At 41.3% G+C, this 16,397-nt stretch carries 13 protein-coding genes and 4 pseudogenes; 6 read left to right on the top strand and 11 right to left on the bottom strand.

Annotated elements, in window-relative coordinates:
- Positions 1–4: 4 nt before the first annotated feature.
- The 7 genes and pseudogenes from IC804_RS12260 to IC804_RS12235 all read right to left on the bottom strand — a co-directional run bounded on the left by IC804_RS12260 (position 5) and on the right by IC804_RS12235 (position 5,343).
- Positions 5–703 (bottom strand): hypothetical protein, encoded by a 699-nt coding sequence (locus IC804_RS12260; protein WP_223812814.1) that lies wholly within the window; start codon positions 701–703, stop codon positions 5–7.
- A 327-nt stretch (positions 704–1,030) separates the two neighbouring features.
- Positions 1,031–1,243 (bottom strand): DUF6792 domain-containing protein, encoded by a 213-nt coding sequence (locus IC804_RS18655; protein ID WP_223812813.1) that lies wholly within the window; start codon positions 1,241–1,243, stop codon positions 1,031–1,033.
- A gap of 11 nt (positions 1,244–1,254) precedes the next feature.
- Positions 1,255–1,854, bottom strand: a complete 600-nt coding sequence (locus tag IC804_RS12250) for a hypothetical protein (protein WP_099233569.1) — start codon at positions 1,852–1,854, stop codon at positions 1,255–1,257.
- A gap of 290 nt (positions 1,855–2,144) precedes the next feature.
- Complete coding sequence (locus tag IC804_RS19070; protein WP_370543791.1) at positions 2,145–2,360, bottom strand: DUF6792 domain-containing protein; 216 nt, start codon at positions 2,358–2,360, stop codon at positions 2,145–2,147.
- Entirely contained in the window at positions 2,356–2,490 is a 135-nt protein-coding gene (locus tag IC804_RS18900) for a hypothetical protein (protein WP_255350164.1), read from the bottom strand. The genes IC804_RS19070 and IC804_RS18900 overlap by 5 nt, the downstream gene beginning before the upstream one ends.
- Before the next feature lie 447 nt (positions 2,491–2,937).
- Positions 2,938–3,517: pseudogene (locus tag IC804_RS19065) on the bottom strand (transposase).
- Between the two features lie 159 nt (positions 3,518–3,676).
- Positions 3,677–5,343, bottom strand: a pseudogene (locus IC804_RS12235) (IS1634 family transposase).
- 571 nt (positions 5,344–5,914) lie between these two features.
- Here IC804_RS12235 and IC804_RS12230 point away from each other — a divergent pair.
- Together IC804_RS12230 and IC804_RS12225 are read left to right on the top strand one after the other, a co-directional pair.
- Positions 5,915–6,103, top strand: a complete 189-nt coding sequence (locus IC804_RS12230; protein WP_190300608.1) for a hypothetical protein — start codon at positions 5,915–5,917, stop codon at positions 6,101–6,103.
- A 130-nt stretch (positions 6,104–6,233) separates the two neighbouring features.
- Positions 6,234–6,539, top strand: a complete 306-nt coding sequence (locus IC804_RS12225) for a hypothetical protein (protein WP_081157653.1) — start codon at positions 6,234–6,236, stop codon at positions 6,537–6,539.
- A gap of 226 nt (positions 6,540–6,765) precedes the next feature.
- Here the strand turns inward: IC804_RS12225 and IC804_RS12220 are convergent, their stop codons facing one another.
- Positions 6,766–7,278, bottom strand: a complete 513-nt coding sequence (locus IC804_RS12220) for a replication initiation protein (RefSeq protein ID WP_370543790.1) — start codon at positions 7,276–7,278, stop codon at positions 6,766–6,768.
- Between the two features lie 257 nt (positions 7,279–7,535).
- Here IC804_RS12220 and IC804_RS19060 point away from each other — a divergent pair.
- From IC804_RS19060 to IC804_RS18890, 3 genes and pseudogenes are all read left to right on the top strand, one after another.
- Positions 7,536–8,021 (top strand): annotated as a pseudogene (locus IC804_RS19060) (AAA family ATPase); the annotation flags it as partial.
- A 203-nt stretch (positions 8,022–8,224) separates the two neighbouring features.
- Positions 8,225–8,755, top strand: coding sequence for an IS630 family transposase (locus IC804_RS18895; RefSeq protein WP_014195313.1), 531 nt, complete (start codon positions 8,225–8,227; stop codon positions 8,753–8,755).
- Positions 8,755–9,282 carry an IS630 family transposase gene (locus tag IC804_RS18890; RefSeq protein WP_060476368.1) on the top strand — a complete coding sequence of 176 codons (528 nt, stop codon included), beginning with the start codon at positions 8,755–8,757 and terminating at the stop codon, positions 9,280–9,282. The genes IC804_RS18895 and IC804_RS18890 overlap by 1 nt, the downstream gene beginning before the upstream one ends.
- Positions 9,283–9,369: 87 nt before the next feature.
- Here IC804_RS18890 and IC804_RS12205 read toward each other — a convergent pair whose 3' ends face one another.
- Positions 9,370–10,440 carry a M50 family metallopeptidase gene (locus IC804_RS12205; protein WP_087959863.1) on the bottom strand — a complete coding sequence of 357 codons (1,071 nt, stop codon included), beginning with the start codon at positions 10,438–10,440 and terminating at the stop codon, positions 9,370–9,372.
- Positions 10,441–11,563: 1,123 nt separating this feature from the next.
- Entirely contained in the window at positions 11,564–12,289 is a 726-nt protein-coding gene (locus tag IC804_RS12200; RefSeq protein ID WP_087959860.1) for a flavodoxin family protein, read from the bottom strand.
- A 290-nt stretch (positions 12,290–12,579) separates the two neighbouring features.
- On the opposite strand from IC804_RS12200, the gene IC804_RS12195 reads away from it, so the two are divergent.
- Positions 12,580–13,808 (top strand): IS3 family transposase gene (locus tag IC804_RS12195; protein ID WP_099233002.1). Its coding sequence is split into 2 segments (ribosomal slippage): positions 12,580–12,850 and positions 12,850–13,808, totalling 1,230 coding nucleotides; the frame shifts between segments, so codons are not numbered across the junction.
- 966 nt (positions 13,809–14,774) lie between these two features.
- On the opposite strand, the pseudogene IC804_RS12190 reads toward IC804_RS12195, so the two are convergent.
- Positions 14,775–16,348, bottom strand: a pseudogene (locus IC804_RS12190) (IS1182 family transposase).
- Between the last annotated feature and the right edge of the window lie 49 nt (positions 16,349–16,397).

Genomic DNA, 16,397 nt, shown 5'->3' with positions numbered 1-16,397 from the left:
TTCCTTAATCATAAAACGTAATAGACCTCATCAACATTTTGGCTGTTTTTTCTTCTTCCTCCACCTTTACTTGGCAACTTTTCCTAGCATCATTGCAATTTACTGAATATATAAATAAAACTCCTTGATGGCTATTGTTTGATTTAATATAACTAAAAAACAAATATTCCGTATCATGTTTATCATCCACCGAAATGTCTTTTTGGCTTTTGGCAAAATAAATAGTTTTGTCATTATATTCTTGTTTCATATATGAACCGTTATAATCCGCATAAGCCCGAGAGGATAATAAATATAAATTGGTTTCAATATCCTCCATGTGCTCACCTTGTTCATATTGAAGATCTATAGAATAGTCTAAATTTTCCTCCTCATTGTCCCATCCGATAGCTAATGATTCGAAATCCTTTCCATCTCTTTCATACAGCCATTTTGCCACTACAGCGTCTTTAGGAAATAACATCGTATACCCATCTGTTTTCGATTGAAACAAATAGTACCCTTCTTTGACTTCTTTCGTTGATGCCATAAACTCACGAGTAAATTCATCCTGAAACGCTACCGTGTCCGGCCATTTCTTCGGCTGTTCTTTCTGTTCATCCATGTGACATCCTCCCATCAATACAAGTGCTGATAACCATAACGCTTGCCAATATTTTTTCAACGGCATCCATTCCTTTCCACTCTGTTCCATTCTATCCATACGTATCATATGACAATGGTCTTTTTAATAAAAAGTGCTATTTTATCCATTTTTAGATAGAAATAACGAGGAATTTTGTCCGTTTTTTGAGGACAGCAGGGGAATTCAATCGCTGCTGACGAATAAAAAGCGAGAATAAGCGAGGGAGAAAAAAGAAAACCCGACTTGGTATGCAAGTCCCCATTTATTGTTTATATGGCTTTAGCACCAAACTCTAAAAGCTCTCTATCATCACTTTGTTGCCCCCGATCAAGTGACTTCCACGTATCATGTTCCGACATTTCACTTCCACGAGTGATTGTATATTTTTGATTAATCCCTTGTTTCTCATCGTAAAATGAATAATCGTTCCATCAAAGCCGAAATCCCTCCCCTTTTAAAATCGTCTGAATGATAGACTTTAATATAGGCGGGAGGTTCCTTTCCCGTTTCTTCCATATAAATACGGCGAATTTCCGCTTCCGTCAAATGATCATATTCTAACGCCATGATTCTCGCGCGTAACAGATCGGTATCCAACACTAATTTTTGCGGCATCATCCCCCCTCCTTTCAATCTTGAAATTTAATAGAGTGCATTAACATTTTCGCTCGTTCTTCTTCTTTGGCCACGTCGATGTGACATTTCTTATTTATATCATCACAACCAATTGTATATATAAATTGCACTGCTTGATGACTATGATTCGATTTAATAGAGGCAAAAAACTTGTAGACAACGTTCTGTTTTCCATTGTTCGATGTATGCCGTTCTTTTTTGGCGAAATAAATCGTCACCTTATCTCCTTTCATTTTTTTATATTCTCCATCATAATTCGCATAAGCTCTTGACGATAATAGAAATAGATTCGTATCTATATCTTCCGTTATTTCGTCATTTTCATAAATGACATGGATAGTATATGCGACATTTTCCTTTTGTCGACTTCCCCTTATAAATGAACGTTCGTACTCTTTTTCATGCTTTTCATACAACCCTTCGTCCATTCTCGCTTCTTCTGGAAACAACATTGTAAAACCACCTGTTTGTGAACGGAACAAATAATATCCGTCCTTTACTTCCTTCGGCGACACGAGAAACTTTCGGGTATACTCATCCTGAAACGCGACCGTGTCCGGCCATTCCTTCGGCTGTTCTTTCTGTTCCTCCATGTGACATCCTCCCATCAATACAAGTGCCGATAACCATAACGCTTGCCAATATCTTTTCAAGGCCACCCATTCCTTTCCACTCTGTTCCATTCTATCCATACGTATCATATAACAATGCCCTTTTTAATAAAAAGTGCTATTTTATCCATTTTTAGATAAAAAGAACGAGGAATTTTGTCCGTTTTTTGAGGACAGCAGGGGAATTCAATCGTTGCTGACGAATAAAAAGCGAGAATAAGCGAGGGAGAAAAAAGAAAACCCGACTTGGTATGCAAGTCCCCATTTATTGTTTATATGGCTTTAGCACCAAACTCTAAAAGCTCTCTATCATCACTTTGTTGCCCCCGATCAAGTGACTTCCACGTATCATGTTCCGACATTTCACTTCCACGAGTGATTGTATATTTTTGATTAATCCCTTGTTTCTCATCGTAAAAATGAATAATCGTGTCGTCAAAGCCAAAATCCTGCCCCTCTTTAAAATCGTCTGAATGATAGACTTTAATGTAGGCGAGGGGCCTTTCCCGCTTCTTCCATATAAATACGGCGAATTTCCGCTTCCGTCAAATGATCATATTCTAACGCCATGATTCTCGCGCGTAACAGATCGGTATCCAACACTAAGTTTTGCGGCATGATGCTCTCTCCCTCAATCTTGAAATTTAATAGAGTGCATTAACATTTTCGCTCGTTCTTCTTCTTTGGCCACGTCGATGTGACATTTCTTATTTATATCCTCACAAGTAATCGAATATATAAATTGCACTGCTTGATGACTATGATTCGATTTAATAGAGGCAAAAAACTTGTAGACAACGTCCTGTTTCCCATCGATCGATGTATGCTGTTCGTTTTTAGCGAAATAAATCGTCACCTTATCTCCTTTCATTTTTTGGGTCTTCACCATTTTCTGTGATTTCTACTCAATCCTAGAGACATGTTAGCTGGATGAAATAGGTTCATCAGTCAGGATCCTTCTTCCGCATACAGACCACGAAGTTGGTAGAATGGAAACAGTCAAGTGCTTTCCTTGACGGGTTCCATTCTATCAACTATCATACCGATAGCGGAAGAAGGGAGCGCTTAAGCAGCCTGACTGCCTGTAGTGTTCCCTGTACACTCCAGAAATACACGCAAACGAAACCGTTCTAGATTTCGATAGCCATATGCCCGGCGTTTGATGTTTTTGATCTTGTGATTCGTCCCCTCAATTCGGGCATTCGTATATGGGCACAAAAAGTAGGAAAGAATAGGCTCCTTCCACCTTTCAAGCGTGTTGGCTGCTTCCTGAAAAGAAGCAAAAGGGCTCTGTTCGGCTAACCTCTTGAATGGTGGAACCTTCGCAAAGTTCATACAAGTACTCACAAAATCGATTGGTGTAGTGTTGATTGGGTGAAATCGATTCCAAAGAGGCGGAAAACACTTGGGAACCATTCCAGCACCGATAGCGCTTTACCTTTACGAACAAGTTCACCGGTTGATGGAAAATCGCCAAATCCCGTACTTTTCTTGTCCGTCTGTCGTGGACAGAGGAAGTGGCAAACCCACAATGAGGGCAACGTTCCTGTGTCTCTGTTTTCTCTACATGAATCGCATAACCATAGGAAAGAAGTTCTTGTTTAATCACTTTAAATTCTGGCAATCCTAGTGATATAGAAAGCACTTACGAGACCTCCTTAATGTTTATTTCACCACTAACATTATTGCCAGGATCTCGTTAGTGCTTTCTCCCCGAGTTCGACAGTCACTAGGCAAACAAAATGCCTCTCGCCCCTTGATACAAAAGGGATCGGAGGCATTTGGGCACACTTCGGGCGTGTATCTAGGTGCGAGGGTGGATGCCTAGAATCTTTGGAGGAGGTTCCAGCCCTAGAGCCGCAAGGAATAGCGCTTGTTTGGCCGTCAGTTCGGTTCGTTGATAAAGGTCGCCGTTTTTTGAAGAAAAATGTCCAAGCATGAGACGCTCGCATTCGTCTCTTACTTTCGGCCACGATTCATGAGTTCGGATCTCCACGATCCGAACCAGCAAGAGAGCCAGCCAACTGAGCAGCACATGCGCCCGGATACGGTCTTCCAAGCGATGATACATGGGGCGCAGCTCGAGTGTTGATTTCAACGTCCGAAAGGCCTGCTCGATATCCACCAGTTGCTTATACCCGAGCGCGACATCCTCGGCAGACAAGGTGTCATCGGAGGTTCGGATGAGATATTTGCCATCGTACGTTTCCGCTTCACGAACCGCTTGCTTGTCGATGCGAAGCGTTCCATCCTTCAATTGACGCAAGTATTTTCCGTAGGACGGATGGGAACGCAGCCGGCAGGTGGCCTTATGATGAGCTTCATTGGGGAGTTGGCGAAGCCCTCCAACTCCTCTTTCAGCGATTCGAGCAGCGTTTCCCGTTCCTTGCGTTGGCGTTCGGCTTCGCTGGGATTGTACACGAGAACATAGCGCTGACGCGCTTCTCCGTCGCCCACGATGATTTCTTTGATATGCAAGTTCTCGCGAACTTGTTGGTAGCGCCCGCGACGGTTTAGGGCCTCTTCGACGGCGGCTTTGCCGGACCGCATTTTTTCGCCGACAATGTAGTGTCCCCCGGCCTGTTGCAAGATTCGCAAATTCTCTTCAGACGAAAATCCGCGGTCCATCACGCTGATCACACGCCCAAGCTTCCAGCCAATCAAGTCTTGTTTCACCTGTTTGATGACCGTCATATCCATCGTATTGCCAGGCCATACCCAAGCGCGAATGGGGACTCCTTCCCGGGTAACGGCCAGTCCAATGACGATTTGGACCAAATCGGGACGCTTATCTTTGGAAAACCCCTGCTTTCGAAGCGATTCTCCTTCTGGTGTTTCGGATGGATCCACTTCGAAGTACGACGAAGTCGTATCAAAGTAAATCAAATCGACTTCCAGGTTCAATAAATCGGCCACGGCATGGAACACTTGGCGTTCCAATTCCGGCTGCACAGCCAGCAGCTCATCCATCGCCCGGTACAACTGGTGGCTGGCGACTTGGGGAAGATGAGGGATATGCACGTCTTTCTCCACCCACTCCTCCATCGCCAACTTGCTTGACGGATGAAGGGCACGATTCGCCACCATGGCAAAAATCAGCCGTTCCAACGGAATCTGATGATGTCGGGAGGCAAACAAGGAGTGGAGAATCTCTCCCAATCCCAGTTGTCTCCAGAGCTGATCCAAAAGCCAAGCGCCACCAAGGCGTTTGCTTGATTGAAACTGAAAGTCATCCGACACTTCTCCTGTCAACGTCTCGATTTCCCAAGCCTGCTCAGGAGAAAGGAATCGCGAAATGCTTTTGGCCAGACGCTCCAAGACAGCGCGATCCACCTCGTCTTCGCGCCCAAACGAATAAATCACCTTCGCTTTCGCATATTTGGCCTTCGGATCCCATTCGTTGTGAGCAAGCTGGAGATACGCCACGGTCGTTCCATCTTTGTTTTTGCGTGTTACTCGCCGCATGTACATGCCTATATTATAACCGATATTCAGCTGTTTTAAAAGTTAAAATAAACAAGTCGTGTGCCTATGAAATTCAGTGTTTTTTTCTAGGATCCGCATCGCGAAATCTTTGATATAACAGCATTTTGGCCATTTTCATTTGCCTAAAATGGCCTCAAAACTGTCGAACTCGGGTTCTCTTTTTTGTCACTAAATCACAAAATTTGGTGATGAACCAAAAAATATCGGTCATAAGGCCATCGTTAACAAAATGAGTGACCATTTATCCCCTTTGCAGGGAAATATGTTTCCGTTTCGCTTGATGTTTTAATCAAGCGCGTTCAACAGTAAAAAAGGGAATGATAGTAACATACGTTTTTGTGAAATGGTGTGTCACTTTAAACCGCTATGATTGGATTGGATGTCTTTGCATTGTTAATAGTGTCTGTGACTGTTAGGAGGAATTTTATGGCTTTCTCTGTATCAGTCGAAGATTATACTCTAACTACTCCGATTTACAGATTTGAAGAGTTTTCTTATGAGGATATGCCAATGCAGCAGAAATTCTTTTTTATGAAGGAATATTGGCTGTTATTATGTGAAAGTGCAAAAGAACAGCACTTTTCATGCTGTTAAAAATGGTTGGGAAGAGTATCCTCTTGTGGAGATCCATGATACGTATGTCAACAGTGGCGATAATAGTAAAAAACCCCGTATTTCAGGTGTTACTTTGGAAAAAATGGATTTGTGTAAAAGCATTTTGCCTAGAACAAAAGAAAAAAGGTAGGGTATTCTCTGATTGGACGAAAAACATTCCAGAGAAAGGAGAACCCTACCTATGTCTAAAAGTGTATCGAATATCGACTGGGCAAATCAACTGGAAAGTGTCATTCGTCAGTTTGTGAAGGAAAATGATCATGCGGGAAGAAATCAAACTGTCAGAGAGAATATTTTCCTATCAGGCTAGGCTGTCGAAAATGATTTTTTTCGAAAATTTGAGCCTTGAAAATTCTGTTTTGACAAAAATGGAGTTAACGATAAAGTTAAACGATGAGTCGCCGAAATCGCATAAAAAACAGCAAAAAGCGGATTTATTTTCCAGACGGAGAGAAGGGCACGATTCGAAGCAAAAGAAGCGGATGCGGTGGCAAATACAAGATGATTCCATCAATATGCCAACTTTTTTCTCTACGCCAAGCCAACGGATAAAAAAGCGTTTATAAGCGTTCAAAATTCGCCCGTCAACGCGTTTGAACCGATCGGGCATGAATTTCTCCAAAAAGAAAAAACGCCTGTAAGTGCCGTTTTTTTCTTTTTGCGTTTCACAAAATGTTTTTTAGTGCAGCTAACGGTCTCTTGGACGCGCTTCGCATGGACAATCCCAAGTCTCCTTGGCTAATGGAAGAGGAATATGGTTAGGAAGAAAAGAAGAAATAAACGTTGATTCCTTTATTCGTATAATAAAAACAACGGCTCGCGAATATCGGTTCGCTCTACAACGTCATCGATCATTTTCGTTAATTCATCAATCCAGTCCTCGCCGAACACTTTTTGCGACAGCAGCGCTATCCTTGCGAATGCCTTTGGCGGCAGCGGCTGGCCGCGCTCCGCAAAGCGGGCAAGACATTGGGAATATAGCGCATCGACGCCGCCTGTTTCATGCGGAATTTCCGGAACAACACCTTTTCCGCCCACCCGCCGCTCGCGGATGAAAAAGCGGATCGCCACGACTTTCCTGCCGCTTTTCACTTCTTTATACGCAAACGCCAGGTCCGTCTTCGCCGAGATTTCCTTTTGCGCCGGAGCAAGGACTCTTTTTTTGAAATTATGGTATTCGAGATACTTGTCGGTCGCGCCTACCATTTTCCGCAGATCATCGAGCGGAATTTCCACGTCGTTTATAAATTGCCATCTTTTCAAAATTTCATAGATGCGGATCGAATAGCCGCTTTTCAATTCCATCACAATTTTCAAGCGATATGTCGTGAATTCTTTTTTCAGCTGAAGCAAATACGGCTTCAGCCGCGGGTCAAGACAAGTTTTCAGATGTAATGTAAATTATCATTGTATTTCTGCATTAAAATACTTTATTTTTGCAAATTCCTTCGGAATCCCTCTCTCCCCTTACCCAAAAAAATATTCTAAATTTTTTAGTTACGGTGGAGAGACATGACCATGATTCACATTCATGACTTTGAGGTGAACGTAGAAACTTACGCTCAATGTATCACGTCTTCTATTTTCCTTTACCCACTAAGGGAGTCACGGATTTTTATCGTGGACTTGCCCTTGGATTAGGAAAAAGAACCAAAATACCGAAAGATCGGCCTATTTTATCAAATTCAATAAGGTATTAAGCTCATGTACAGCGAAAGAAGGATTGCTCCCGTCTTCATTTTGTATGAAATGCATCTGGCCAAAGATGCGTTCCTGTTCCTGTAGGGTATCACGATTTTGTTCAATTTTCAAATGGATTCGACGAATCCCTATGTTATTGGATTTTATCCAGACTCCCCCATTTACAAACGAGACTTGGGCTGAACCACCATCGGCCATTGAGCCAGCGAATCATCATACAGTATTACATGAAGCTACTAACCAAAAAGGAAGTCGGAGCGTATATCGAACGGAAAATGTTTTTGTACAGCTGCCAGCAGATCGACGAGGAAATTGTCCGTATAGCAACAGAAGAACATTTTTACTAAGGAAGTGGGCGAATAGTAGCTTCCTTTCGTTTCAAAAGAATGTGCAAATCATACGAGATACTGTGCAAAATCTAAAATAACTCGCAAAGATTGCGCGCTATTTTTATATATATGCTCATTGAAAAGTTAACCTTCGTATAAGTGGTTCCCACTCCGGTTATACTGCTCCTAAGGAAAAGCATGGAAAAGGAGCGGAATTCTGCATGAAACGTCTCAAAATCACCAACGATCACGGATGGACACCTCGGACACTTCGCAAACAGGAACGGAAAATCAAAAACACCCTTCTTCGCCAACGGGTGATGGCGGTTCGCCTGGTCATGGAAGGCTATTTGGGCAAAGAGGTGGCCTCCATGGTCAACGTGTGCCGACAAACCGTTTCCCATTATGTGTCGCTGTTCAACGAAGGCGGTCTGGAGCTCTTGCTTCATCGGGATTTCGCCCCCGGGCGGGAGCCGTTTCTCACCGAAGAACAGCAGGAAGAGATCAAACAGCTTGTGTTGACCACCACTCCCGTAGAACTGGGCTGGGACGTCGCTTCGGCGTGGAACACCAAACTCCTGCAATCCTATGTCGAAAAGCACTTCGGTGTTTGCATTTCCCGCGAAGCGTTGCGAAAACTCCTGCACCGCAAAGGGCTGTCGTGGACACGGCCGACCTACACATTGGCCAAAGGCGATCCGGATCGACAAAAGAATTTTGAGAAACAGATCGACTTCATAAAAAAAACTTAATGGATCCTGATTCGGTCTTGTTGTACCTTGATGAAACACATATCCGCTCTTACCATGTCTTGCGGTCCACATGGTCGGCAGTCGGCCGCCAAAAACAAGTGCCGACGTTCGGCCATCATGCCCACGTATCGCTGTTTGGCGCGGTCAACATCCACGATGGCGAAACGGTGCTTCATCAAACGACCGCTGCCAATGCCGCGACGTTCTTGGATTTCTTGAGAATGCTCAAAGAGCGCTATCCGGACCGTCTCATGGTCTTGGTGTTGGATAACGCCCGCATTCACCATGCCAAAATGGTCAAGGAGTTTTTGCGGGAAGAAGGGCAGTGTTTTCACTTTATTTACCTTCCTCCCTATTCGCCACAGCTGAACCCGATCGAACGCTTATGGAAATGGCTGAAAGATACGGTGATTGCCAATGTATTTCACAAGGATCGCAACGATATCATTCAAGCCATTACTCGGTTTGTCAACTACATCCACGAACGTCCGGAGGAAGTGCTGCAGCGCTTAGGGTGTGCAGGATGACTGAGAAGTTAACTCTTCATGTTGCATGTATATAGATTTTGAACTGAAATAATAATTTGAAAAAGGTAGTCCAAAATAATGTGCTAATTATATCATCATTTTTAATCTTAATTTTTGTAAGATATCTTTTTCAACATGATACACACCTTGACCATTAGTATAGCTTAATTCATGTTCTAATTTGTTTATCAAACTTTTTGCTCCTTTCACATCCCCCTTTAAATACTTAATGATGGCAAGGGAACGATTATAAGCATATGAATCTAATTTTGATACTCCTTTAAATAATTTATCTATTTCTTCTAAGTTTTTTTCATTGTTTTCATATAAAAATTTATAGAGTATGTATAAACTGTTAAAATTACCTTTGATAAATTTATTTTCCTTTGTAAGTGGTTCATTTATGATTGGCTGTATACTTGAAAAAACCTGTTCCACATGACCAATGTCAAAATAATAATAAAAAAGAAATGTATAGATCATATGATTTTCTAGCGGATTTTTTTCTTTAATGATTTCCTTACACTTTTCAATCAGATCTTTATCCCATTCCATAGGTCTTTTTGAACTAAACATTTCACTAAGTATTTGAAATTTTAAAATCTGTAAACCCGCTTGTTCCCTGTCTTTAAATAATAAAAATATATTTCCTCCGTCGTTTACTTCCCCTTTTGTAATCGGAAATGAGGTGGCTATAAATATCATAATGTTTAAAATGGAACACCATAGCATAAAATCGTTCTGATAAATCTTCCCAATCATAAAAAATACAAGAAATGCTATCAAACTAAACAAAGGGCCTCCCAGCAAAAATAATCCCCATTTTGCTTTTATTGTAGAAAAAATTGCAACGGTAGGGGTTACAAAAGAAACTCCACCGAAATAAATCCAATGTTTATTTTCACGTATTCTTAATTTTCCTTGCACTTTTTCAATTAAAAAGGGACCAAAAGTAAAAAAATGGAAATTAAATCTACACAATAACGCAAATATCACATGTCCTAATTCGTGCAAAAAAATAGCAATAATCAAACAAATGCCCAAAATCCATATATCGAAAATAGTCGATGCTAATGATGGAAATAATTTAGTAACTATCAAGGAAATAAAGAATATAATTAGAAGTAAAATACTAGGTCTATAAATTATATTTTGCATTGAAATCCTCCCTAACATATTCTGATTAACAAGTTATTCATGAAAAGGCGGCTCGTTTTTTCCCACTCCAGGCGGCAATGCGATGAATACTTGGCAGACAAATACATGTCCTTTTGTAGTGCATGGCTCGAGCACAATCAACCAAACAAGCCCTCAACTTTTTCGTTCGTGTCGATATTCATTTTCCTGCACTTTCATGGTTTCCCGAAGCCAGCCCAGCCCATAAAACGAGATCGTCCGCGGAAAAGAACGACTCATATCGGTGTCGATTTCCGCAAGAATTTGTCCCGCACTCTGCCGGTTTACTCCTGGAATCTTATCGATGAGCTCCAGATCTTTATCAAAAGGGCGCATTCACTCCTCAATCTTTTGATCGAATCAGGCAATCGCTTCATCCAAATATTCCACTGTCGCAGTTGTTCAGCTAACATCATTCGCTGATGGGAAGAGAGGAGTCCTTTCCACACGCTCTGGAGCTCTTCGCTTTTTTTCAGCCGCCTTTTAACCAATTGAGCCAACACTTTTGGATCATCGGTGCCTTGAATCAGTGCCCGAATCATCTTCTGTGCGGAAACCCCACTGATTTCTGACACCACTGAGGATAACTTGATTTTCGCTCCTTCGAGTACTTTTTGAATGCGATGGAGTTGTCGTGTCCGTTCCTCGATGGAACTGCGACGATAGCGGATCCATTCCTGCCACTCCCATGCGCATGGTTGGGAATGCAACTTCCTCTTAATATCCATTGACGTAATAAGTCCACGATCCATTCCGCATCTTTGACACCGGTCTTTCGTCCTGGAAACATTTTAATATGTTGAGTATTGACACCAACATCTCGATAGATTTATTTTCCAACAGATTACAGTTGCAAGGAGATACTTCGACTGGATTCGTTTTCATCCTTTCGATGGTAACGAATTTTTCTGTTATGGGGGCCTATGTAAATTTTGTAATTAAATATAAAGAGCGATAAACCAAAACTTTAATAAAAGATGTTCTTATAGAAAGTTGCGTAGCTTTTCAATCACTCTATTAAAAAATGTTCGTGTTTTCCACTAGGAGACTGAATATTCAATCTCCTAGTGGATAAATAAAATTATTAAAGTACAATTATAAAATCTCATACAAGATTATACTCCAATTTATCTAGGTATTCTTGGAAAGTGTTGCAGTTATACATTCCGCTATTTTTCCAATATAAAAATTCTGCATGGTTTTCTGATTGGTTACTAATAATATATTTCATTGTCTGAAAAACAGCTTCCAAATCTTCGTTACTTTTTACTTTAAGATTACCAGTGAGATATTCATTTATAATTTTAGCGCATTTCTCACGTTCATAAATATCAGGTTCTTTAACACTAAAGATACTTATTCTTCCAACTACTAATACCCCTAAATATCTAAAAATCTTTTCCAAATAGTCAATAACGAAATGTGCTCCATTGCTAGATGCTGAAGCAATAACTAAACCTGGTTTACCAGCTAGTCTAAGAAGATGACACCAATAACTTATTCTATCAATGAATGTTTTTGTATCTCCTGAAACATTATGAGAGTATACAGGACTTGATAATATTAGAAAATCAGCTTCCAGCATCTTAGCTTTTAATAAAGCCATATCATCGTTTTCTATTTTATCCTGATTACAAAATCCTTTATTGAAACAGTTTTTACATCCTAGGGAATTATATATGTTTGTATTATAAGCTGTAAAAATATTAAACTCTATTTCAATATCATCATTTTTATATTTTAGTACGTCTTTTTTTAGATTATTAATATAATGGATAAGTTGAGAGTTTTCATTCCTTGTCCCTACATATGCAAAAATTTTCTTTTTCATATAAAAACCCTCTCATATGAAGATTGTTTTGTCTTACCTTGTTTCTCCAAATTGTGATACGGGTACCTTCTATCCGCGTGATCAATGAAGTCCTATTGAAGATGAAAGAGATCCACCTTTGTCATAGATGGCAATCCGATTTGCCTTTTAGCACAACACTTTCTATCCAGCACAGTATTACACTTGATGCGAAGCAGGTCATTGCTCATTAGCCCCCTAATGAATTTGGACACTCGATAAGGTGTTTTTTATAATCGAAGTGACCAAATGAAGGGGGCTTTTGATATTACATGAAACGAAGAAAACATTCGAAGGAATTTAAGCTACAAGTGGTGAAAGAAGCATTAGAAGTCGGAAATAAAGCATTGGTAGCTAGAAGATACGAGCTTAGCCCGAATCTTGTACAAAGATGGGTGAAGGCATATGAAGAAGGAAAACTAGGACAAGAAATGGTTTCCTCTCCCTCTTCAGCTGAAATCAAACGGCTGGAGGAAGAAAACGAGCAGCTCAAGAAGCTATTAGGGGAAAAAGATTTAGAAATCGCGATTTTGCGTGATTTGATAAAAAAGAAGAACCTTCACTTACTGAAAAATTGGAAGTAGCCGAGCAGTGGATCAAGAAAAGATATCCGATTACAAAAGTATTGGAGATTCTAGAAATCAATCGCTCAACCTACTATTATCAGCAGAACGGAAAAGTCGAGAAGAAAACAGTAGGTGGGGGACGTCCAACACCCGGCTACTCTCTAACGGCAACTGGCGAAAAAGTGTCAGACGAACAAATCCAAGAATGGCTCTCTGAGCTTGTGATGGGAGAAGGATTTGCCTACGGATATCGAAAGCTGACCATTCAGTTAAGAAGAGACCATCAGCTTGTGATCAGTAAGAAAAAAGTATATCGATTGTGTAAAGCGATGGACTTACTACGTCCGCAGCGAGAGAAACGGATTCCATATCCGAAGAAACTCGCTCGAAATCGCATTATTACAGGCTCGAATCAGTTATGGGAAATGGATGTGAAATATGGATATATCGAAGGAGAAGAACGCTTTTTCTTTGTTTTGTCGCTCATCGATGTGTATGACCGTTCGGTAATTGATTACCATATTGGGTTGAGTTGTTCAGGAAGCGATGCCGTAAAGACGCTTCAAAGAGCGTTATTCAAGCGTCAGCAATTTGAACAGGCAAATAAACCTGTGATTCGGACAGACAACGGCCCGCAATTTATTTCTCATGCCTTTGAAGCTGCCTGTGAGCGATTTGGAATCGAACATGAACGGATTCCACCACGGACGCCGAATATGAATGCGCATATGGAAGCGTTTCATCGTTTACTGGAGGAGGAATGTCTAGGAAGAATGGCGTTTGACAGCTATGAAGAAGCTTATCAAGCCGTGATGGAGTACATGAAATTTTATAACGAGCGAAGGATTCATTCGAGTATTCTCGATCTTCCACCGCATGAATTTTACAAAAAAGCGCAAACGGAATCGTTAATCATCAAAGAAGTTCGCGTATAAGGCAAGAGGATTTTGTCTTCTTGCCAAGAAAAAACGAGAAATTTTGAGAATAACCTAAAATTAAGATAGGATGTGTCCAAATTTAGGGGGGTCAATCCGGGGGAGTTCAAACTTTACAAGTAAAAGGAGTTTTTTAAATGGAATATATATACTTACTTGTTTTACCAATAATAGGTGTTTTGTGGTTTTTAAATTTAGCAAGCTTTTTAAAAAATTTAAACAGTAATGGAAACACACTTAATCAAACAATACTAGGTGCCGTATTAACCTTTATCTTTATTTTTCTATTTATGTACGGATTTTTAGGAACACATTAATATTCAATCATCCGCCTATACAAAAAGATTGAACTACCCCCACTTACCGGCTAATGCCGGTGGAAGTGGGGATTCTTGTTTCCTTTGGTCATTGTTACCCGAGTTCGACAGTTTGAGGCCCATTTTAGGCAAATGAAAATGCCAGAAATGCCGTTATATCAAGGGTTTAGCGGTGGTTAACCTAGGAAAAAACGCCGAATTTCATAGGCACACGCTTTATAATTTAATCCTTTTAATATAAAGTTTTTTTGTTTATAATATAGACATGTACATTCGATGGGTAACCGTGGTTACTGTCAATGTACCATCAATTGGAGGATTGCATCTATGCTCACGTGCTTCTCCACGGTCTAATCCTCCTCTTGATCCGAATCGAGAGTAAAATCGTGGCCGAAAGTAAGAGACAAATGTCAGCGCTCCACGTTAGGACATTTTTCTTCAAAATATCGTGACCTCTATCAGTGTACAAAGATCACGACCAAACAAAGGAAAACCTCTGTGGCTCTAGGGCTGGAGCCTCCTCTGAAGATCCTAGACATTCATCCTCGCTCCTAGATACACGCTAGAAGTATGCCCAATTGCCTCTCAGCCCTTCTGTATCAAGGGCTGGGAGGCGATTTGTTTGCCTAGTCACTGTCGAACTCGGGTGTTACTCAAAGATCTCAAGAATCCCCCTCCATTCATTATCTAAAATAGACCAATGCTTCCGATAAGGAGCATCTTTCGAAATATATTTTTTAAGCACCTTTGGTGCTTTCAGACTGTTGACAAAATGGGTTTCAGACGAATGTCTGAAACCCATTTTGTTCCATAAATAGACTATGTTTTCAAAAAAAGTGGGTAGGATGGGAAGCCATGCAAAGGAAAAGAAAGGGCGGTGCTTCGCCTTCCATAGGTAATTCGCCAGTTTTTTTAAATTCATGGCAGCACAAACAAGCATCGCCTGCGCCTCATTTTTTTCCAATCCCCGGTAATGCGTCCAGCGCAGACCATGCTTCTCTTTCATATCGGCGAAATCCCGTTCAATCGTCTCTTTTCGGAGGGCATAGAGTTCCCGGTATTCCGGAACATACCGCAAATGCTCTGCTTCTTCATAGTAGTCCTGCCATACGTGGCGAGTGACTACTTTGGTGTAGCTCTTGCTTTGCGTGCACTGATGAAGATACGGACAGCTTCGGCACACCGCCGGGTCCGATTTGTATTCCCGGTACCCTTCCCGATTCGTAGTAGAGTAAGATAGAACTTGATCATTGGGGCATAGATAACAATCAAAATATTCGTCATACACAAAATCTGATTTCCGAAAGAATCCATCTTTTGTTTTCGGGCGAGTGTACGGCCAAATCGGCTTTACCCCTTGTTCGAGTAAATACTTGGCAATGGCAGGAGTTTTATATCCTGCGTCTACACACACGGCTTCCGGACATGATTGGATTTCCCGTTTCACTCGTTCGAACAGCACAAAAAACGCTTGACTGTCATGGACGTTGGCTGCCGTCACGTAGGTCTGTAGAATCCATCCGTTGCGATCACAAGCTGTATGATACGAATAGGCAAACACTCGCTCCCGTTCATTTTTCACCAACAGTCCGCTCTCCGGATCCGTTTTGCTTACTTTTACTTCCCGTTTTTTTTTTTCTCAGATGGCAACGGCGATTTTCCATGAGCGATCCGATCCCGTTCGATTTCTTTTTCGAGTTCCTGTTGGTAGGCTTTGGCTTCGACTTCTGCCATTTCCGTTGTAAACTTCTTTTTATTGGCGCTTGCTTTGACATGAGTGGAGTCTACGTACAAGACACTCGAATCTACCAATCCGTGTTCAAAGGCTTCTTTTAAAATCCGTGAAAAAATTTGATGGAATACATCCGTTCCAGCGAAACGACGCGCATAGTTTTTACTTGGCGTCGAGTGATGAGGAACGGGATCATGAAGACTAAGTCCTAAAAACCAACGGTAGGCGACGTTGGTTCGGATTTGTTCGACGGTTTCACGCATGGAGCGAATCCCAAATACATACTGAATCAAATACATTTTAAACAACATCACTGGATCAATGCTCGGACGTCCATGATCAGGAGAGTAGAGATCTTTCACCACATCATAGATAAAAGAAAAATCAATGGCCGCATCCAGCTTTCTTACCAAGTGATCCTCTGGAACCAGATCATCCAGTTTCACCGTGGTTTCGGTATAGCGCCCATCTTCTTGGTGTGGCCGAAGCATCGTTCCTTTCCTCCATTTCTCCCTCGTCTTACCTTCATAATAAAACAGC

Origin of the sequence: Geobacillus sp. 47C-IIb (assembly GCF_014679705.1) — a bacterium.
Classification (GTDB): domain Bacteria; phylum Bacillota; class Bacilli; order Bacillales; family Anoxybacillaceae; genus Geobacillus; species Geobacillus thermodenitrificans.
The sequence above is the reverse complement of the archived record's forward strand: the minus strand, read 5'-3'. Positions and strand labels throughout refer to the sequence as shown.

Excerpts from the sequence above, each read along its gene's own strand:
- IC804_RS12260 (WP_223812814.1), bottom strand. The coding sequence starts at position 703 with ATGGATAGAATGGAACAGAGTGGAAAGGAATGGATGCCGTTGAAAAAA.
- IC804_RS18655 (WP_223812813.1), bottom strand. The coding sequence starts at position 1,243 with ATGATGCCGCAAAAATTAGTGTTGGATACCGATCTGTTACGCGCGAGA.
- IC804_RS12250 (WP_099233569.1), bottom strand. The coding sequence starts at position 1,854 with ATGGAGGAACAGAAAGAACAGCCGAAGGAATGGCCGGACACGGTCGCG.
- IC804_RS18900 (WP_255350164.1), bottom strand. The coding sequence starts at position 2,490 with ATGCCGCAAAACTTAGTGTTGGATACCGATCTGTTACGCGCGAGAATC.
- IC804_RS12225 (WP_081157653.1), top strand. The coding sequence starts at position 6,234 with ATGCGGGAAGAAATCAAACTGTCAGAGAGAATATTTTCCTATCAGGCT.
- IC804_RS12220 (WP_370543790.1), bottom strand. The coding sequence starts at position 7,278 with ATGGAATTGAAAAGCGGCTATTCGATCCGCATCTATGAAATTTTGAAA.
- IC804_RS18895 (WP_014195313.1), top strand. The coding sequence starts at position 8,225 with ATGAAACGTCTCAAAATCACCAACGATCACGGATGGACACCTCGGACA.
- IC804_RS18890 (WP_060476368.1), top strand. The coding sequence starts at position 8,755 with ATGGATCCTGATTCGGTCTTGTTGTACCTTGATGAAACACATATCCGC.
- IC804_RS12205 (WP_087959863.1), bottom strand. The coding sequence starts at position 10,440 with ATGCAAAATATAATTTATAGACCTAGTATTTTACTTCTAATTATATTC.
- IC804_RS12200 (WP_087959860.1), bottom strand. The coding sequence starts at position 12,289 with ATGAAAAAGAAAATTTTTGCATATGTAGGGACAAGGAATGAAAACTCT.